This is a genomic window from Bradyrhizobium tropiciagri, assembly GCF_018130545.1.
GTDB classification, from domain to species: Bacteria; Pseudomonadota; Alphaproteobacteria; order Rhizobiales; family Xanthobacteraceae; genus Bradyrhizobium; species Bradyrhizobium tropiciagri_A.
Map to the genome: position 1 here is coordinate 56,628 of NZ_JAFCKF010000014.1, position 18,409 is coordinate 75,036.

At 61.7% G+C, this 18,409-nt stretch carries 15 protein-coding genes and 1 tRNA gene; 10 read left to right on the forward strand and 6 right to left on the reverse strand.

Going from position 1 to position 18,409, the window contains the following annotated elements:
- Positions 1–18 precede the first annotated feature (18 nt).
- From JQ616_RS37880 to JQ616_RS37890, 3 genes are all read left to right on the forward strand, one after another.
- Positions 19–1,242, forward strand: coding sequence for a c-type cytochrome (locus tag JQ616_RS37880; RefSeq protein ID WP_349630109.1), 1,224 nt, complete (start codon positions 19–21; stop codon positions 1,240–1,242).
- A gap of 24 nt (positions 1,243–1,266) precedes the next feature.
- Positions 1,267–1,947 carry a response regulator gene (locus tag JQ616_RS37885; RefSeq protein WP_212023283.1) on the forward strand — a complete coding sequence of 227 codons (681 nt, stop codon included), beginning with the start codon at positions 1,267–1,269 and terminating at the stop codon, positions 1,945–1,947.
- Between the two features lie 80 nt (positions 1,948–2,027).
- Positions 2,028–2,807 carry a LuxR C-terminal-related transcriptional regulator gene (locus JQ616_RS37890; protein WP_249137838.1) on the forward strand — a complete coding sequence of 260 codons (780 nt, stop codon included), beginning with the start codon at positions 2,028–2,030 and terminating at the stop codon, positions 2,805–2,807.
- On the opposite strand, the gene JQ616_RS37895 is transcribed toward JQ616_RS37890, so the two are convergent.
- Both JQ616_RS37895 and JQ616_RS37900 read right to left on the reverse strand, forming a co-directional pair.
- On the reverse strand, positions 2,802–4,175 hold the full coding sequence (locus JQ616_RS37895) for an ATP-binding response regulator (RefSeq protein ID WP_212023284.1): 1,374 nt from the start codon (positions 4,173–4,175) through the stop codon (positions 2,802–2,804). The two genes, JQ616_RS37890 and JQ616_RS37895, sit on opposite strands and share 6 nt — an antisense overlap.
- Positions 4,172–5,344, reverse strand: coding sequence for an FIST N-terminal domain-containing protein (locus JQ616_RS37900; protein WP_212023285.1), 1,173 nt, complete (start codon positions 5,342–5,344; stop codon positions 4,172–4,174). Before JQ616_RS37900 ends, JQ616_RS37895 begins: the two co-directional genes overlap by 4 nt.
- 465 nt (positions 5,345–5,809) lie before the next feature.
- Between JQ616_RS37900 and JQ616_RS37905 the strand changes: the two genes are divergently transcribed.
- From JQ616_RS37905 to JQ616_RS37935, 7 genes are all read left to right on the forward strand, one after another.
- The gene (locus JQ616_RS37905) at positions 5,810–7,843 is read left to right on the forward strand and encodes a methyl-accepting chemotaxis protein (RefSeq protein WP_212023286.1); all 2,034 of its coding nucleotides are present in this window, start codon (positions 5,810–5,812) and stop codon (positions 7,841–7,843) included.
- 266 nt (positions 7,844–8,109) lie between these two features.
- Entirely contained in the window at positions 8,110–9,576 is a 1,467-nt protein-coding gene (locus tag JQ616_RS37910) for an MFS transporter (protein ID WP_212023341.1), read from the forward strand.
- Between the two features lie 3 nt (positions 9,577–9,579).
- On the forward strand, positions 9,580–10,401 hold the full coding sequence (otsB, locus tag JQ616_RS37915) for a trehalose-phosphatase (protein ID WP_212023287.1): 822 nt from the start codon (positions 9,580–9,582) through the stop codon (positions 10,399–10,401).
- 213 nt (positions 10,402–10,614) lie between these two features.
- Positions 10,615–12,066 carry a trehalose-6-phosphate synthase gene (locus JQ616_RS37920; protein ID WP_212023288.1) on the forward strand — a complete coding sequence of 484 codons (1,452 nt, stop codon included), beginning with the start codon at positions 10,615–10,617 and terminating at the stop codon, positions 12,064–12,066.
- Between the two features lie 461 nt (positions 12,067–12,527).
- Positions 12,528–12,617: transfer RNA gene (locus tag JQ616_RS37925), tRNA-Ser, on the forward strand.
- Between the two features lie 164 nt (positions 12,618–12,781).
- Complete coding sequence (locus JQ616_RS37930; RefSeq protein WP_212023289.1) at positions 12,782–14,062, forward strand: tyrosine-type recombinase/integrase; 1,281 nt, start codon at positions 12,782–12,784, stop codon at positions 14,060–14,062.
- Between the two features lie 153 nt (positions 14,063–14,215).
- The gene (locus JQ616_RS37935) at positions 14,216–14,458 is read left to right on the forward strand and encodes a helix-turn-helix domain-containing protein (RefSeq protein WP_249137839.1); all 243 of its coding nucleotides are present in this window, start codon (positions 14,216–14,218) and stop codon (positions 14,456–14,458) included.
- Between the two features lie 177 nt (positions 14,459–14,635).
- On the opposite strand, the gene JQ616_RS37940 is transcribed toward JQ616_RS37935, so the two are convergent.
- From JQ616_RS37940 to JQ616_RS37955, 4 genes are all read right to left on the reverse strand, one after another.
- Entirely contained in the window at positions 14,636–14,914 is a 279-nt protein-coding gene (locus JQ616_RS37940; RefSeq protein ID WP_212023290.1) for a hypothetical protein, read from the reverse strand.
- A 474-nt stretch (positions 14,915–15,388) separates the two neighbouring features.
- Positions 15,389–15,841 carry a hypothetical protein gene (locus JQ616_RS37945; protein ID WP_212023291.1) on the reverse strand — a complete coding sequence of 151 codons (453 nt, stop codon included), beginning with the start codon at positions 15,839–15,841 and terminating at the stop codon, positions 15,389–15,391.
- 201 nt (positions 15,842–16,042) lie between these two features.
- Positions 16,043–16,492, reverse strand: a complete 450-nt coding sequence (locus tag JQ616_RS37950) for a hypothetical protein (RefSeq protein ID WP_212023292.1) — start codon at positions 16,490–16,492, stop codon at positions 16,043–16,045.
- Between the two features lie 13 nt (positions 16,493–16,505).
- A complete protein-coding gene (locus JQ616_RS37955) occupies positions 16,506–17,237 on the reverse strand; it encodes a hypothetical protein (RefSeq protein WP_212023293.1) in 732 nt (243 codons plus the stop codon).
- Between the last annotated feature and the right edge of the window lie 1,172 nt (positions 17,238–18,409).

Here is an 18,409-nt window from a genome sequence, read left to right on the forward strand (position 1 = left end):
ATGGAGGCAGCATTGTCCGTGTCCAGCATCAAGTCGAATGAAGTGCCGAGCTCAACGCGTAGCGTACAGTTGGGCAAGGCGATCCGGACCGTGCTGCTCTCCGCCGCGCTTCTTGCGCCGGCCCTGTCGGCCGGCGCGGACGAAGCAAAACCGCCGCTGCGGCTCTGCGCCGATCCGACCAACCTGCCGTTCTCAAGCGACGAACCGGGCAAGCCCGGCCTCTATCTCGAGATCGGCCAGGCGGTGGCGCAAAAGCTCGGCCGCACGGTGAGCTATAATTGGTACAAGTCCTATTTCGGCAAGCGCACCGTGCGCGAGACGCTGCTCAGCAAGCAGTGCGACGCCATGGTCGGGTTGCCGCTGATCGACGATTTCATGGGGCCTTCGGTGATCTTCTCGAAGCCGATCGCCCATGAAGGTTATGCGCTGGTCGGCGCCAGGGATCGCAAGCTCGCCGCCATCGACGACCTCAAGGGATTGCGGGTTGCGGTGCAATATCAGTCGACGCCGCAGAACCTGCTTGCGATGCGTGACGACATCCGGAAGGTCACCGTGCTCAGCCCGGAGGAGGGCATGACGGCCCTCGAACAGGGCAAGGTCGATGTCGCGTTCATCTGGGCGCCGGTGGCGGGTTGGCTCAACAAGACCAGCTACGGCGACAAGTATCAGATCGTGTCGACCGAGGGCGACGGCCTGCTCTGGGCGACCGCGATCGGTTTTGCCAAGGCGTCCGGCGCGCTGCGCGACGAGGTCGACGGCGTGCTGCCGTCGCTCGGGCCGGATATTGCCGCGCTGTTTGCCAAATATGGCGTGCCGAACGGCGCCCCGGTGAAGTTCGGCCAGGCGGATCGGGCGACGACTTCGTCAGTCGGGACAAGCGAGCCTGTCACGGTTGGGCAGGCGGCCGCGGCCGAGAAACCGGTCCAGACCGCCGCGACCACCGGGGATGCTAAGGGAGATGCCAAAGGGGATGCCAAGGGGGATCCAAAGGCGGGCCGGGAGGTGTTCAACGGAACCTGCGCCCATTGCCATGGTCCTGACGCAGTGCAAGCCGAGCGAAAGATCGATCTCAGGCTGCTCAAGAAGCGCTATGCTGACGAGATGGAATCGACATTCTGGAAGACGGTCCATGACGGGCGGCCAGCCAAGGGCATGCCGGCCTGGAAGGACGTCTTCAGCGACGATGAGCTCAGAAACGTATATGCCTATCTGCAGAGCGTGCAGGACACCGGCGGGAACTAGGCGAACAGCAGTGCGAGGGTCCTCATGATGGGGTTCCTGATCATCGACGATCACCCCCTGTTTGGCGAAGCGCTTGGCAACGCCATCCGCATCTCGCACCCCGATGCCCGGATCTATGAGGCCACCTCGATCAAGGGCGCGCTCGGCATCCTCGCCAGCGAGCCGAATATCGATCTGGCGCTGCTCGATCTGCTGCTGCCCGACGTCGTCGGCTTCTCCGGCTTCCAGAAGATCAGGGACCGCTATCCGCGACTGCCGATCGCCATCGTGTCCAGTGAAGAGGACAAGCACACCATCCGCGAAGCGCTGGAAATGGGCGCCGTCGGCTATCTGCCGAAGTCGACCTCGCTCGGGGAGCTGTCGCAGGCGATCGCGCGCGTGCTGAGCGGATCGGTGTCGGCGCCGCGCGATTTCGTCGCGGTCGGCGCACTCGATCAATCCGAAACCGCGCGGACGCTGCGTGAGCGGATCCAGAAGCTGACGCCGCAGCAGATTCGTGTGCTGCATCTGATCATCCGCGGCCTGCAGAACCGCGAGATCGCCTCCGAACTCAAGCTCGCGGAATCCACCGTGAAGGCGCATGTCACCGAGATCCTGCGCAAGCTGAAGCTGTTCAGCCGCAACAAGGCGATCATCGAGCTCGGCAAGATTCCGCTTCCGGTCCTCGAGACCAGCTCGGGTGCGAAGGCAGAGAAGGCGCCCTAGCTTGCTGCATCACGAGGCGATTGCATTGAACGTCCTGCCTATAGGCTGCCGCTCAGCTTTGGGATAACGTCGTGCGCATCATGGCTGTCACAAGCGATCCGAAGGAGGACGGCGCAGCGTTGACCACGACCGCGCCCCTGGCGGACCAGCCGCCGCTCGAGAAGGCGGGTGCGCCTCGACTGCTGATCGTCGAGGATCACCCGCTGTTCCGTGCCGCTTTGATCGGCGTGATCGAGGCCGAATTTCCTGATGTCGAGGTGCTGCAGGCGACCTCGATCGATGGCGCGCTGGATGTGATCGCCGCGCGCGAAGGGCTCGATCTGATCCTGCTCGATCTGTCGATGCCAGGGACCACGGGGCTGCTCGGTGCGTACAGGGTGCGGGCCGCGGCACCGCGCAGTGCGCTGGTGATCGTGTCGGCGCATGACGATTCCCGGATCGTCGGCGGCGCGATCTCGCTCGGCATCTCCGGCTACATCCCGAAATCGACGCCGAAGGTCGAGCTGGCGCGGCTATTGCGCGGCATCCTCGAGGGCGAGGTGTGCCTGCCGACGCGTTTCCGCGATACCGCCGCCGCACGGAAGGCGCAGGCCGAGACCAAGCAGCTGATGCAGCAGCTCGGCCAGTTCACCGCCCAGCAGCTGCGCGTGCTCGACATGATCTGCCGCGGGCTGCAGAACAAGCACATCGCCTATCAGCTCGATATCTCCGTCACCACCGTGAAGGTGCATGTCTCGGAGATCCTGCGCAAGCTCGGCGTGCGCAGCCGGACCGAGGCCATCATCGCGCTGTCGAAGCTCGATTTCGGCAAGCACGACCATGCGCCGGTAACGGCCTCGCCGCACAACGCCGAATCATAGCCGCGCGCCGGACTGCTCCGCCGCCAGCAGGAACGACAGCAGCGAGCGCATCTCGGCCGGCTTGATCGGCTTCTTCAGGAGTTCATGGCCGAAGGCGGAGACGTCGGATGCGGCCTTGGCCGAATAGTCGGCGGTGACGATGATCGCCGGGACCTTGGCGTTGATCTCGCCGCGGATCACATCGACGGCCTGGATGCCGGTCTCGCCATTGTCGAGATGCAAATCGGCGATGATGGCGTCGGGAATGCCGTCCAGCGCATGGATGCGCTCGAGCGCCTCGGTCTTGGAGATCGTCACCGCGACGTCGCAGCCCCATTTCTCCAGCAGATGCGCGAGACCCTCGGCGCTCGACAGGTCGTTCTCGATCAGCAGGATCTTCGCGCCTTCCATGCCGCCGTAGCGATAGTCGACGCTGGCCTGCTCGCGCACGGGGATCGCGACCGGATCGAGCGTGCGCGGCACGGTGACCGAGAACACCGAGCCCTTGCCGGCGTGCGAATTCAGCCTGATGTCATGGCCGAGCAGATCGGCAAACCGGCGCACGATCGAAAGCCCGAGCCCGATGCCGGCCTTGTCGCCGGCGCTGGTCTCGCCGCGCTGGAATTCGACGAAGATCGCCTCGCGCTGGGCTTCCGGGATGCCCGGCCCGGTGTCATGCACCTCGATGCAGATGTCGTCACCCCTGGCGCGGCATCCCATCAGCACGGTGCCGCGATGGGTGTAGCGCAGCGCGTTGGCGACGAGGTTTTGCAGGATCCGGCGCAGCATCAGCGGATCGGAGCGAACCACTGCAGACGACGGCATGATCCGGAAGCCGAGGTTGCGCTTGGCGGCGGTCGCGACGAATTCCTGCTCCAGCGCCTCGAACAGCGCGGCGATCGCGACCGGGCCGAATTCGGGTCGCAGCACGCCGGCATCGAGCTTCGAGATGTCGAGCAGCGTCCGCAGCATGTCTTCCAGCGTCGCCAGCGAACGGTCGATCTGGTCGGTCAGCGCAACGCTCTTCGGCTCGGTGGCCATTTCAGCGAGTGCGGACAGCGTCAGCCGTGCCGCGTTGAGCGGCTGCAACAGGTCGTGGGTCACCGAAACCAGCACCGATGATTTCAGCGAGCTCGCCGCCTCGGCCTGCTGTTTGGCCTGCAGCAGGCGTCCATTGGTTTTCTCCAGCGATTGCAGCGCCTGCTTGAGCTGCTGGGTGCGGTCGCGCACCTGCTGGTCCAGCGCAATCGCAGTCTCGAACAGCGAGAAGGCGTTGAGCTGCTGGTCGGTCGACCGTTCGACGCGCGACATCAGCGCGGCGTTGATCTTGCGCAGCTTCTCGGCTTCGCGTTCGAGGGCTGCAATGCGCGTGGTCTTGCTGTCGGTCATTGCGGCGCGATCGCCCGCTTGCCGATGGCAATGCCGGTCAGCGTCTGGTTGACATGCATGGAGCGATATTGCTCGCCATAGGTCTGAAAGCCAATCACCTTGTTGCGGCGATAGAGCTCCGACATCTCGCGTGACAGCTGGCGCTGCTCGACGTCGAGCCGGCGCAGCACGCATTCGAAGCCGATGAACATCGAGACCTCGCCGAGATCCTCGGTCAGCTCCTTGAGCAGGCGGCTGGTCACGTCGATCGGGTCGCGCTCGCGCGCCACCGTCAGCACCATGCCCTCGTCGATCGCGCAGAAGAACTGCAACGACCCGTCGGGATTGGTACGCTGGATCGAGCGCGCGTAATAGGCGCCGCCGACCCGGACCAGCACCGGATGCGCGGCGAACGAGAACAGTTCGAGTTTGCTGTTGCTGAGACCCACGGCGCGGGAATATTCTAGCGCCGCCGGCTCGGCGTTCAATTCCTTGACGATACGGTGCTCGGTGTCGGCCTCGGTCACCACCATCTTGGTCGAGGTCGGCTCGAAATGGTCGCACTTGAAGGTGCGGAACGGCAGCCGGGTCCGGATCAGAATCAGGACGGCGGCATCGCTATGGGCCTTGCCGTCATGGAAGACCCAGGACTTCTCGAACCGCAGCCCGTCGCCGGCGGAGCCGCCGACCACCGGGATGTCGCCGAGCGAGGCGTAGATCGCCGACATGATGGTCTCCTCACGCTGGCACATGCCGTCGATGAAGAGCAGTCCGAAGGACTCGTCGGTGTGGTCGCAATGCTCGGTGCGTTGCGCGAATTCGTGCTGCAACTCGGTGCAGATCGAGCGGCCGTGGTCGACCCGGAAGGTCGAGACGTCGAACAACGGCCGGGCCGCGATGACGAAATCGGCCGCCACGAAGCCCATCGCGACGACGCTGTCCTCATCCCAGCCGCCCGGTGACAATTCGCCGGCGGTGGTGCAGCCGAAGATCGGAACATCGGGCATCCGCCGCGACAGTTCGGCGATGAATTGCTGCGGATCGTAGAACGGCGACACGAATACCACGAGCATGGCGAGATCAGTCGCCGCCAATTGGCGCGCGATCTCCTCGGCCGCCTCCCGCGGCCCATCGGTCTTTGCCTGCACCACGACAATGCTGTCGGTGGCGCTGCCGTTCTGCTTCGCCAAACGCGTTCTCCCTGACCAGAATTTTTTGCTTTTCTTGGCGCGGCCGGTCGTGACAGCGCGGGTCTTAAGGGCATACGGGGCCTGCCGCGATCGGTTGTGGCCGGGCCTGCCTTTATATTCTAGGTCGTGAGGGGAAATGTCATTGGCCGGCCGACTTCGCCGGCAGCCAGGCTCGCCGCGAGCGCCAACGGCGCCGCTCGACGCGATGACATGGGACACCTCCCGATGTGTTGTCCTGGCCCGGGCAGGGTCAGGTTTGATCGGTTCTAAACTATCGGGCCGGACCCGCGCGTCAATCACCTTGCCCACCCCCCTGGCCCGACCAAGGTAGTACTGGGCCGATACGGGTGGAGCCGCTGCCCATTTACCGGGCCTTATTGATTCTGCCTTAGTTTTGCCCTCCGGGGGCTGGGGCAGGTTGCTGCCGGACCCCGCGTGGTTTTCAGAATGAAGACGGGGGTTGGAATGCCGGGACTGAAGCGATCGTTGTCGATCAGGTTCCCAACCCTCAGATTCCGCGCCAAGATCATGCTCGGCTTTGCCGTCACCTTGGCGCTGTCGGCAGCCACCATGGGCTTTGCCTATATGGGCTTCGAGCGGGTCTCCGGCGGCGTCGGCTCCTATCGCCAGAGCGTCGCGGAAGCCGATCTCGCCCGCAACATCGACCGCGAATTGATCTCCTACCGTTCGCTGGCGCGCTACTACGTCGCCACCGGCAAGGAGGACGACGCCAAGGCCGCGCTCGCCGCCGAGGCCAGCCTGAAGGATGCCATCGTGGCATCGATGAAGGGCACCACCAATCCGGCCCGGCTCGAGCAGGTCACCAAGCTGGAGCGCGAATTCCGCGCCTTCACCAAGATCTTTGCCGAGATCGTCCGCATCAAGGACGACAGCGCGCTGACCGCGCAGAACAAGCTGACGCGCAGCGCGACCTCGATGCGTTACAAGCTCGACGATCTCCCGAGCAACGCCGATGATTCCGAGCTGCAATCGATCCAGTTCGGCGCCAAGAAGGTGGCCGACCAGTTGCTGTCGATCACCGGCGCGGTCAACACCTTCGTCGTCAATGGCGACAAGACCGTCGCCTCCAGCGCGCTCGCCCGCTTGAAATTCGCCGACAATCTGGTGAAGGCGATCACCTCGAAGGACGAGCGGATCACCCAGAGCGTGAAGGACATTACCGGCCTGCTCGAAGAGTACCGCGAGGCGCTCGCCAAGCTGATCGCGAATGCGAAGTCGATCGACGAGTTGACGGTCGAGATGACGGAATCCGCGGCTGCCATCAGCCAGGGCGCGGCGGCGATGAAGTCCGATTTGCTCGCCGACCAGAAGCGGCTCGAGACCGAATCGCACACCATGATCGGCGACACCGAGCAGCTGATCCTGATGCTCGCGGCCGGCAGCTTCGTGCTCGGGCTGGTGTGGGCATTCCTGCTCGGCAAGGGGATTTCACGGCCGATCGCGGCGATGTGTGCGGCAATGCGCGAGCTCGCAGCCGGTAATTTCGACGTCGTGCTGCCCGGCCTCGGCCGCCGCGACGAACTCGGCGAGATGGCCGGTGCGGTGGAAGAGTTCAAGGTCCAGGCGGTCGCCAAGGCTGAACGCGACGCCGCGACCCAGGAAGCGCAGAACAAGGCGAGCGCGACCGCGCGGCGCAACGAGTTGATTCGCTTTGCCGACGAATTCGAATCCGCGGTCGGCGCGATCGTCTCCAACGTGTCGGCTTCCGCCGTGCAGCTCGAATCCGCGGCCGGTACACTGACCCGGACTGCGGAGACCACGCAGAACTTGTCGAGCCAGGTCGCCGGCGCGTCGGAAGAGGCCTCCAGCAACATGCAGTCGGTGGCGTCTGCGACCGAGGAATTGTCGGCGTCGGTCGACGAGATCGGCCGCCGCGCCAAGGAATCCAGCCAGATCGCCGATTCGGCCGTGCGTCAGGCTGAGCAGACCGATGCGCGGATCGGCAAGCTGTCGCGCGCCGCGCAGGAGATCGGCGATGTGGTCAAGCTGATCACGGCGATCGCGGAGCAAACCAATCTGCTGGCGCTGAATGCCACCATCGAGGCCGCGCGCGCCGGCGATGCGGGTCGTGGCTTCGCGGTGGTCGCCTCCGAGGTGAAGTCGCTGGCGAGCCAGACCGCGCGCGCCACCGACGAGATCTCCAGCCACATCTCCGGCATGCAGGCCGCAACGCAAGAATCGGTCGCCGCTATCAAGGAGATCGGCGGCACGATCGGGCAGATCTCCGGGATCGCGACCAACATTGCAAGCTCGGTCGAGCAGCAGAGCGCGGCCACGCAGGAGATCGCGCGCAGCGTGCAGAACGTCGCGCAAGGCACCCAGGAAGCCGCCTCCAGCGTCACCCAGGTCAATCGCGGCGCCACCGAGACGGGTGCTGCCTCCGAAGAGGTGCTGAACTCGGCTCGCTCGCTGTCGGTCGAGAGCTCGCGGCTGCGCGAGGAGCTCGACCGCTTCATGGCGAACATCCGCGCGGCGTAGTGCGCACGCTTGCCAATCAATGATCGTCGTCCCGGCGTGCGCCGGGATGACGCCGTTGGTTGACGAGACGGCGAGCCAAATCCCGTCCGAACCCGTGCTTCAACTCGACTACCCATGCCGCAATGCGGGAACCCTTGCCGGCCTGCGGCGTTGAGGTCGCGTGGCGGGCACTCGGTTTGCCGCAATTCCGGGAGAGTGAACCTTGGAACACATCGTTCCGGGGTTTTTCTCATTGGCCGATTCTGATGACACTGCAGCCGACACAGATGAACTCCGCGACGCACGAGGCCGTGGCTCCGGTCACGCCGAATGACGATCGCATCATCGAGACCTCGATTCCGCTTCGGCTCGACAATCTCCGCTGGAGCGGGTTTCACACCCGCGTCGTGCTGGCGCTCGGCATCACCTGGATCCTCGACGGGCTTGAAGTGACGCTCGCCGGCGCGTTGTCGGGGGCGCTGAAGGAGAGCCCGACGATGAGCTTCTCCAACGCCGATGTCGGGCTTGCCAGCAGCGCCTATCTCGCCGGCGCCGTGCTCGGCGCGCTCGGCTTCGGCTGGCTCACCGACCGGATCGGGCGCAAGAAGCTATTCTTCATCACCCTGGCGGTTTATCTCACGGCGACCGCCGCGACCGCGCTGTCGTGGAATGTCGCAAGCTATGCGCTGTTTCGCTTCCTCACCGGCGCCGGCATCGGTGGCGAATACACCGCGATCAATTCAACCATCCAGGAGCTGGTCCCGGCGCGCTATCGCGGCTGGACCGATCTCGTCATCAATGGCAGCTTCTGGATCGGCGCCGCGATCGGTGCGGTGAGCGCGATCGTGTTGCTCGATCCGGCGTTCCTTGCGCCGGACCATGGCTGGCGGATCGCCTATTTCACCGGCGCGGTGCTCGGCCTTGTCGTGCTGTTGATGCGGATGTGGATTCCGGAAAGCCCGCGCTGGCTGATGATCCACGGCCGCCCCGAAGAAGCCCACAAGATCGTCGCCGATATCGAGACCTCCGTGCTCGGCCACGAACAGCGGAGCGAGGGCTTCGAGAAGATCAAGCTGCGGATGCGCGATCACACGCCGCTGCACGAGGTCGCGGTGACACTGTTCTCCACCTACCGGCAGCGTTCGCTGGTCGGGCTGACGCTGATGGCCGCGCAGGCATTCTTCTACAACGCGATCTTCTTCACCTTCGCGCTGATCCTGACAGATTTCTTCGGCATCGCCGCCAGCAATGTCGGCTGGTACATCCTGCCGTTTGCCGCCGGCAATTTCCTCGGGCCGCTGCTGCTCGGCCGGCTGTTCGATACGCTGGGCCGCCGCACCATGATCGTGCTGACCTACAGCGTGTCCGGCGTGCTGCTGGCGGTGTCCGGCTATTTATTCTCGATCGGCGTGTTCAGCGCGCAGACCCAGACCATCGCCTGGATGGTGATCTTCTTCTTCGCCTCGCCGGCGGCGAGCGCCGCCTATCTCACCGTCAGCGAGACGTTTCCGCTGGAGGTCCGCGCGCTCGCGATCGCCGTCTTCTATGCGGTTGGCACCGGTATCGGCGGTGTGATCGGACCGGCGCTGTTCGGCGTGCTGATCGACACCGGATCGCGCAACAGCGTCTTCGCCGGCTACCTCTTGGGGTCGGCACTCATGTTGGTCGCCGCAGCCGTCGCGTGGCGCTATGCCGTCGCGGCCGAGCGAAAATCGCTCGAATCTGTCGCGCGACCGTTGGCATTTGTGGAGTAGACTATGACGAAGCATAACGTGGCCGAAATGGATGAAACTATCACCCCTGACGCCAGGATTGACAGCGTGCCGGCATCGCTGATTCCGCCGCTTCACCAGACGGCGGTGCTTCTCGACATCGACGGCACGCTGCTCGACTTCGCGCCGACGCCGCGCGAAGTCTGGGTGCCGCCGGAGCTGTCGACCACGCTGAAGCAGCTGCATCAGCGCACGGGCGGCGCGCTGGCGCTGGTCAGCGGCCGATCGCTCAACGACATCGATCTGATCTTCGCGCCGGACGTGTTTCCCGCGATCGGCGGCCATGGCGCCGAGATGCGGCTGCAGCCTGACAGCGAGGCGGTCGCCGCGCATGCGCCGCCGCTCGACAAGGAATTGAAGCGGCGCCTCGCCGCGATCGCCAAGCTCAGCCCCGGTATTCTGCTCGAAGACAAGGGCTATTCGCTGGCGCTGCATTATCGGCTCGCGCCCGCCGCCGAGAAGGCGATCTATGAAGCGGTGTCGCTGATCCGCGCCGAGCTGCCGAATGCGCCGATCGAGGTGCTGCCGGGCAAGAGCGTTTGCGAGATCAAGCATTCCGGCTTCACCAAGGCGACCGGCGTGCTCGAGCTGATGACGCATGAGCCGTTCCGGGGACGCCGGCCGTTCTTCATCGGCGACGACGTCACCGATGAGACCGTGTTCGGCATCATGCCTGATTTCAACGGTCTCGCATTCTCCGTCGGCCGTCACGCACTCGGCGTCGACGGACATTTCGACGGGCCGAGCGACGTGCGTCAATTTCTTGCGCAGCTACTCGGCGACGATAGGGACGCGAGCCTGTCCTAACCAAATCATCTGCACTGCGCGTTGCGCAACGCACGACCGAATGCGGTTGTTTTGCGTCGTGCGAGCGACCTCGCGTGCATTTTTCTTTTCGCGAGTTCCCGCGAGTTCCTTATCACTTCGCCAGAATTTGGTTTCAATTGGGAGATTCTTTGATCCGGAACCATCTTGATGAATGGTTGTTAATACGCGAGTTGACCAACAGGAGGGGACCTGGTGAACCTCGTCGTCGTATCGAACCGCGTCTCGCGCGGAAAACCTAACGAACCCATGACGGGGGGGCTTGCAGCGGCCTTGTTGCCGGTGGTGGAAAAGACAGGGGCAATATGGGTTGGTTCCAGCGGACGGGTCCGCGACGGGAACCACAAGGAACCTTTCGCGGAAGTCGAAGCTCTCGGTGCGGGCGCGCTGGCGATGCTCGATCTGCCGGCCGCGCACTATGGCGGCTATTACGAAGGCTTTGCCAATTCGGCGCTGTGGCCGGCGATGCATTCGCGCGCCGATCTGATTCGCGCCTCGCACGAGGACTACACCAGCTATCGCGAAGTGAACGCGTTCATGGCGCGCGCGCTGCTGCGCTTCCGCAAGCCTGACTCCGCGTTCTGGATACAGGATTATCATTTCCTCGCACTCGGCGCCGAGCTGCGCGACCTCGGCGTCACGCAGCCGATCGGCTTCTTCCTGCATACGCCGTGGCCGGCGCGCGCGGTGATCGCGGGCGTGCCCAATCATCGCGAGCTGATCGAGGCGATGCTGTCTTACGACCTGATCGGCTTCCAGACCGATGAGGACTGCGAGAACTTCCTGAGCTACGTGCAGAACGATCTCGAGTTCGAGGTGCGTGACGGCGTGATCAATTCGTCGTTCGGTCGCACCCGCGCTGCGGTGTTTCCGATCGGCATCGATCCCAGCAAGTTCGCGCAGCAGGCTACCAAGGCGATGACGCATCCCGACGTGACGCGGCTGCGGCGCAGCCTCAACGGCGAGAAGCTCGCGATCGGCGTCGACCGGCTCGATTACTCCAAGGGCCTCGTCAACCGCATCAAGGCGTTCGACCGGATGTGGTCGCTGTATCCGAACCTGAAGCGTTCGGTGTCGATGCTGCAGATCGCAACGCCGTCGCGCGGGGCGATCGAAGCCTACGGCAATCTCGCCAACGAGGTGGCGAAGCTGGTCACCGACGTCAACGGCGTGCATGGTGAGGTCGACTGGACGCCGATCCGCTACCTCAACAAGGGCTTCGGCCAGGGTGTGCTCGCGGGCCTCTACCGCACCGCGCAGGTCGGCGTCGTGACGCCGCTGCAGGACGGCATGAACCTCGTCGCCAAGGAATATGTCGCAGCCCAAAATCCGGCGGATCCCGGCGTGCTGGTGCTGTCGAAATTCGCCGGTGCGGCGAACGAGCTCGACGCCGCATTGCTGGTCAATCCACACGACATCGACGGCATGGCGCGTACGCTCGCAACCGCGATGGCGATGCCGCTGACCGAGCGGCGGATGCGCTGGGAAGCCATGATGGAGAAGCTCAACAGCGGCACCATCCAGCAATGGTTCGCCGACTTCATCGAGGCGCTGCAGGAAACGCACAGTGCTGGAAACGCGGCGCTGCCGGAGCCACCAACCCTGTGGCCGCGCCGCACGGCGGATCTTGCCGCTCGCTATCGCTGAGCGTGGAGGATGGGTAGGGCGCGTGGCGTCGTACCCCACCTCGGTGCGGCGTGATCGCAATCGGCGGCAACGTCCGCAGCCTCGCCGCTGAAAAGCGAGAGGCCGCAGCTCTCTCCGTGTGTCGTCCCTGCGGAAGCAGGGACCCATAACCACAGGGTGGGGTTGTTGAAGTGGGCTGTGGCCACAGCGTAGCAAACCAACAGACATTCGTGGCTATGGGTCCCTGCTTTCGCATGGACGACACCGATTATTATGCACGGCTGGTGAGTCAAACACTCTGATTTGCCCTGGCCTCCGGCCGGGCAGCCGCAGGAATCACCTGCGGAGAGCCATCACGGCGGCCAGGCGCGATCGGGATCGTTGCCAATTTACCTAATATTTTCAATCCATTGGGGAAATTTTGCCCCGGGGGCCCGCGCTCACTTGCAAAATCCGGCTGAGCCCTTCAAGAGAGGCCTCCCGGAGAGATGGCCGAGTGGCTTAAGGCGCACGCTTGGAAAGCGTGTGTGCGGGAAACCGTACCGTGGGTTCGAATCCCACTCTCTCCGCCACTACATTGTTCTCCTCAATATCCAATTATCCGAAACGACAGCAAAAACAACGACTAGCGCGACGACGAATGTTGCCGCCAATGCCGCGATGTTACTCTGGGTCATCGCGCAAACCGTAGTTTTTGACGTGGGTTCGGAGGACGGATTTCCGCGATGGAGAACATATGGCCGGCAAGCTCAAACCCCTCAATGTCGAGCGCGAATCTCGGCCGGGCAAATATCCCGACGGCGATGGCCTGTACCTCATCGTTGCGAGCGCCTCCTCGAAGAATTGGAGCTACCGATATTGGAAGGACGGCAAGCAGCGCTGGCTCGGGCTAGGGTCCTTCAAGGATGTGTCTCTTAAGGAGGCGCGCCTAGCTCGTGATGCAGCCCGACTTCGGGTGAGAGGAGACCGAAGTAACCCTGGCGTCGACATCGTTCAGGAAAAACGTACGGCGCGCAATGAAGCAAGAGCCGTAGAGGTCAAAGTCACTTTACCCACGTTTGAACAGTGTGCCGAAGCCTACATTCGCGAGCATTGGTCGATCTGGAGTAGGAAGCACCGCAATCAATGGCCTTCGTCGCTTAAGCGGTACGCGTACCGCACGATCGGGAATCTCACAATTCCTGAAATCAAGCCAAGCCACATCTATGAATTGCTGCAGCCAATCTGGGTCGGGAAACGTGAGACGGCCAATCGTGTGCGCGGAAGGATCGAAACGATAATCGCGAAGAACGTGGACGTTGATGACGCCGATTTTCGGAATCCTGCCGAGTTGACCAAGCAATTGCGGGAGAAGCTTCCCAGGCGGCCAAAACGCGTCGTACGGCATCACCCAGCCTTGCCTTATGCCGAGGCGCCGCACTTCATGGCCCGCCTTTCCTTTGCCAGCGGCATGGCCGCTTCGATGCTCCGCTTTCTGATCTTCACGGCATGTCGTACTAACGAAGTCGTAGACGCTCTCCGATCCGAGATTGATCGCTCCTCATCGACGTGGAAGATTCCCGGTGAGCGCATGAAGATGAACCAGGACCATGTCGTGCCGCTTTCCGAGCCTGCACTCTTAATCCTTGACAGGGTGCCAGACTGCCCTCGGCGCGAGTTGATATTTCCGAACCCGGATGGAGGAGCGTTCTCAGAGAATGCCATGCTCGCCGTACTGGATCGCCTGGGCTACGGTCATGTAACCGTGCACGGATTTCGTTCGACATTCGCAACCTGGGCCGAGGAGTGCACGGACTATCCTGATGGTGTTCGGGAGGCAGCTCTAGCGCACAAATATAAATCAGAGACCACCGCAGCCTATCAGCGCGGCCAAAAGCTCGAGAAGAGACGCGTTCTCATGAAAGATTGGGCTCAATTCCTTGTCGGATCAAATGTCATTCGCTTCGACCAAACCGGTTCGGTCGATTTCGAATCGACAGGCTTTTCTAGGCCGACTACCGACTCGCGGCGCGTCTAATGCCCTAAGTCGAGTCGAGATTAAGTCGTGAACCGAAAAGAGCGCGAAGTCGTACGACCGAATATCCAAAAATGCGCACGGCAGCAAACGTGGTTTGCGCTGGGAAATTGGTCTGGCAAGTTCAAAAGCGTTCGAGAAAATAGGATGCTTCGCATGTCTATCGCATTTGATGTCCCGCTCGTAGCCTCGCCAAAACAGACGATGAAGGCGATCCAAGTTTCGCGCAAGAAACTGTACGAGCTCATTAACACCGGCGAACTGGAAAGCTACACCGAAGGCAAATCGCGACGCATCCTAGTCAAATCGATAAATGAGTACATCGAGCGTCGGCTGACTGCGGAAGCGGCTCGGCGCGGCCGCGCGGTGCCCGATGGAGATAATGAATCTGGCCGGTAGAGGCCAAGGGCGACCGACGGGTCCGATTGGCAGCCACTGTGATGGCGTAGGGAGGACGATAACGTACGGCCCTAAGCGGAGTTCGCTCCGCTCGCCCAAACCACCCGTCTAACGAACAACGTCGTCCATATAGGAACGGTGGGGCTGTCCAAGGTGACGCCGACGTCGCGTGAGCCGCTAAAATCCTTCGCTTGGTAGAGCGGGCATCGTCAGGATGATGCGCTTAAGTTCGCCGATCTGAAACTGTGTGTCCATGACCTGCTGGTATTGAGCGTACAGCGCCTCATTTCCGAGACTGAGGTGCGGCGCCATTTGGATTGCCGGCGCGGCGCGAAACCAATCGACCACGGATCCCCACGGTAGATGCGAGAGAACGTCTATCAGGTATCCGAGCCCATACGAGGCTATTCCGATAGAACTCAAGAGTTGGATGATCTGCTGGACAACCGCTGCCATGCCGAATCTCCCTGTCAGTGAGGAGGGGAGGGTATTCTGATTCGCCTGGATCACTTCTGTGGATACCGGGGATTGGCGCTGGGAAGGAAGCGCACTATATTCGGGGTACGTTCTGACCGCTTGCAAGCCCGTGCGAGCGGAGGGGCGGGAGCCCATTTTGGATGGGCAAAGTGCCGGGGTGCGGCTACGCCCCTGTTAGACGGCCGGGAGGCTCCCGGTTCACGATCTTCCTGGTGTCCGCGCGTGACACCACGTGCAGTAGGGCTTCGACTGCACAAGGGATGATCCCAGACGGTTAATTTTTTGCCGGAGACTAATCCGGCACGTTGGGATTGTTCCTATGAAGACACTCGGCTGGGCTGCAATTATTTATAATGTTCACGACGCACTGACGTTCAGCGCAGTTCTCATGCTGATTGTTGGCGAGTGCACGGCCACCTACATCGCAAATCGAAAGCCACAGCGACGGTGATGTCACTTTCCGTACTGATCGGCTGCGACGACCAAGTAGCTGGAGCAGTTATTAAAGGCCGTACTTATCATCTGAGGCTCTGTCATTGCCTCGATGCCGGGACGCTGTTCCGGCGACACCCAGGCGAGCAGCGCTTTCTTAAGCTCGGCTGACCGTTGAACAATTTGGCCTTCGCTGTGACCGTGGGCGACGGCGTTCCTGAGAGCGTTGGCGGCTTTGATGGTCGCCCAAAACCCAGCATCCAACTCGGGACAGAATAACTTCTCAGCCTTGTCGATTTTTCCGGCAAAGGTGCGGCGTTTCCACCGTCTACCCGCGACACTTAGCAAGTCATTCAGGGCCTGCTCTGTACTGAGGCTGCCTTTCAATACGGTGACGATGCGCTCATCATATTTCTCGACGCGCTCGGTCATCTTCTTGTGCGCTTCGATCAGGCGCGGATCGCTAATGTCCAAATTCCCGCTCCCGTTTTTGGACCAGCCGGTTAGAATGAGGGCTGGTAGCTCTCCCCTCATGTGAGGGGCGTCTTCGCGGTTGGCAATCCCGCACGCACATCTTGACAGAGCGCGGGATCAATACGCACCGTGATTGCTGACTGCAAATATGAACAAACTCATCATTGGCCTTGCCGGCGACTTCGCACAACGCCTTTCGCGTCACGGCTTCCTTTCGTTGAGGACTTTATCGACGACGATAGCGTGTACCTTGTCGAAGAGCTCAGCGATGGCGTCGGTCGCTGCCTTTTGATTGGGAAATGCGTACGGCTTGTCCGGGCGATACCTGAATGTGTAATCCTCATGCCGAGGGGAAAGGGTCGCGATGACACTTTTGGTCTGGTCGCTCAAGACCAAACCGACATTTTCCGCCTCAGTGAGGCCGACAAGAAGTTTGTGCCCGAGCTTCTTCCGGCAGGCGTCCAGTGTCCACCCGTTAGCCAGGAGGCAGGCCTTTAACAGCAGTTCGATCGCGTGTCCGCGCAGGAAATATGTTGGGGCGACCAGGTAAATGCTGTGCTCGTCGGTCCTCAGGTTCTCAGCTGCTATCATATAGTCGCCGGCATCCTTCTTGAAGATCACGGCCATTTCTTTGTCAGAAAGTCCCGTCATTGGCGGCCTCGGATCACGCGTCAAAAAGTTTGATAGCGAAGGTCGCGGCGCTCGCCATCTGCGCCAGCACGGCCTCAACAGGCCGTCTAACAATACCGGGTTCTTCAATTGCGATGTAGAACCTCGTGTGGATTGCTGGCGTCGGAACACCTTTCCGGATCATTCCTAGCACTGTCTCTTCACCGACCTGTATCGAACCCTCGCCGCCGAGCGGCGTAAAGTCGCCTTCAGCAAGAGTGCCGGCCATCCACATATGGATAGGTTTGAGCTGAGTGTTCAGGAGCCGCCGATGCTTTCGTACTATGTCGAGATGGTGCAACATCCAAAGCAAATCGTTGCCGCCCAGATACGGCTTCACCTGTTCTCTCATTAAGCGTTGATCGAGTGCCGACAGGCCCGCGAGTAGCTGCCTTCCCTTTTTCTCAAACTCCTCTTCGGTTTTTGTGATTGGAAAATAGACCTGATGCTCAGGTATCGCGATGTTGTGCCGCTTCACGAGCGTCATCGCGAGCACGTCGAGGCTGCTGCGAATTGAGTTTAGGTAAGCGCCGACCTCCGCATGAAACGCGAGCGGCAACAGTTCGTTCTCGACTGCGACGATCAGGTTGTCTGCCGGCGGCGGGAGTACTTTGACTTCAATGGTCACGCCGCGCTTCAGCCACTCATCCAAGCGCTTGGAGAGGTCAGGCAATTGTCCGATTGCCCAATCGACGCTTGCTTGGGCTTGTAAAAGGTCCGGGCGCATTTTACGGGCTTTCAGGCGTTAAGTTGGGTTTAAGGAAATTACCCTTGAAAAGCCTCAAAGTGCGGCTATATCGAGGTTGAATACGGAAATACGTGCAGTGTGTTGTGGGGTCACCGGTGCACTCAACAAAAAATCCCACAGCCTACTGGCCTTGTGTGCGAAGGCACGTACCGAAAGGGACCCTCGCGCAATAGAGAAGGAGCTTCACCATGACGGTGCTGTTCACTCTCGAAGCCAGCCAGCCGTGCGGTAAGACGTTTCGCCTGGGCCTTGGATGCAATTTGCATCTGGCTTCGATGATCGCCTTACTATCACGACTGTTCTAAACAGATCGAGCGCTCCCATTAAGTTGGGGGCGCTCTTTTCGCTTCAGAAGGTTCCCACGTCGTACCGCTTTGTTGCCGGACTATTTGGATTCCTGATCTTCAGCCAACACCTTGACCTCCCACTATCGTACACGGGAGGTCTTTCGTTTGGCGACAATGCCCTCATGACCGAGCCTGCACACGTACTCGAGGATGGTGTTGCCGCCACCTTCAAGATGGTTGTACTCGATGCCGTCCGGCGCCTTCTGCAGGAGATCGTCGAGCAGTCCTTTGCGACAAGCGGCTGCTTACGCGCCTCAGTGCCGTTGAGCTCCAGCAGATGCCCAGACGCATGCCTCCGAGACTCTCGTCTGCAGAAGTAGCTCACACTTTCCATCGACGCATTCGAAAAGGGCGAGGCTGCGGCTCGCGATGGCCGCGGCCGGCGGCTCCCAAAATGAATGGGCTGCCGCGTCGTCGGCGAGGGAAACTCTTTGTCATGAACGGCCAGTCCACCAAGCCGGCAGATCGCCGCCATTTCGGGTTCTTGCGGCATCGTCCGTCATTGGCCGTGCGCTGCCGGTGTCGGTCCGGGAGGAATCATCGTACACGTATTGGGTATTGGAACTGCCATTCCTCTGTTCGGCCAAATGCTGCACCATTCCTCCGTTCTCTAATCGCGGCCCATCATGCAAGTCCGCTTTTTCCACTTCTCAGTACACACAAGAGTGCTGCTCTTGTCCGTCGAAGCGATGGCGAGCGAAGGTTTGCTTGGCACGGCGAGGTCAAACCCGAAGCCGCCGGAGGCGGGGGCGCAAAGCGCCAGGCTTGAGCTTGCCGTGTCAAGCAAACATACTGTTCAGCCAG

What these genes read in the sequence shown, in the direction of transcription:
- JQ616_RS37885 (WP_212023283.1), top strand. Translation starts at nt 1,267, where the DNA reads ATGATGGGGTTCCTGATCATCGACGATCACCCCCTGTTTGGCGAAGCG.
- JQ616_RS37890 (WP_249137838.1), top strand. Translation starts at nt 2,028, where the DNA reads ATGGCTGTCACAAGCGATCCGAAGGAGGACGGCGCAGCGTTGACCACG.
- JQ616_RS37895 (WP_212023284.1), bottom strand. Translation starts at nt 4,175, where the DNA reads ATGACCGACAGCAAGACCACGCGCATTGCAGCCCTCGAACGCGAAGCC.
- JQ616_RS37905 (WP_212023286.1), top strand. Translation starts at nt 5,810, where the DNA reads ATGCCGGGACTGAAGCGATCGTTGTCGATCAGGTTCCCAACCCTCAGA.
- JQ616_RS37910 (WP_212023341.1), top strand. Translation starts at nt 8,110, where the DNA reads ATGAACTCCGCGACGCACGAGGCCGTGGCTCCGGTCACGCCGAATGAC.
- otsB (WP_212023287.1), top strand. Translation starts at nt 9,580, where the DNA reads ATGACGAAGCATAACGTGGCCGAAATGGATGAAACTATCACCCCTGAC.
- JQ616_RS37930 (WP_212023289.1), top strand. Translation starts at nt 12,782, where the DNA reads ATGGCCGGCAAGCTCAAACCCCTCAATGTCGAGCGCGAATCTCGGCCG.
- JQ616_RS37935 (WP_249137839.1), top strand. Translation starts at nt 14,216, where the DNA reads ATGTCTATCGCATTTGATGTCCCGCTCGTAGCCTCGCCAAAACAGACG.
- JQ616_RS37940 (WP_212023290.1), bottom strand. Translation starts at nt 14,914, where the DNA reads ATGGCAGCGGTTGTCCAGCAGATCATCCAACTCTTGAGTTCTATCGGA.
- JQ616_RS37950 (WP_212023292.1), bottom strand. Translation starts at nt 16,492, where the DNA reads ATGACGGGACTTTCTGACAAAGAAATGGCCGTGATCTTCAAGAAGGAT.
- JQ616_RS37955 (WP_212023293.1), bottom strand. Translation starts at nt 17,237, where the DNA reads ATGCGCCCGGACCTTTTACAAGCCCAAGCAAGCGTCGATTGGGCAATC.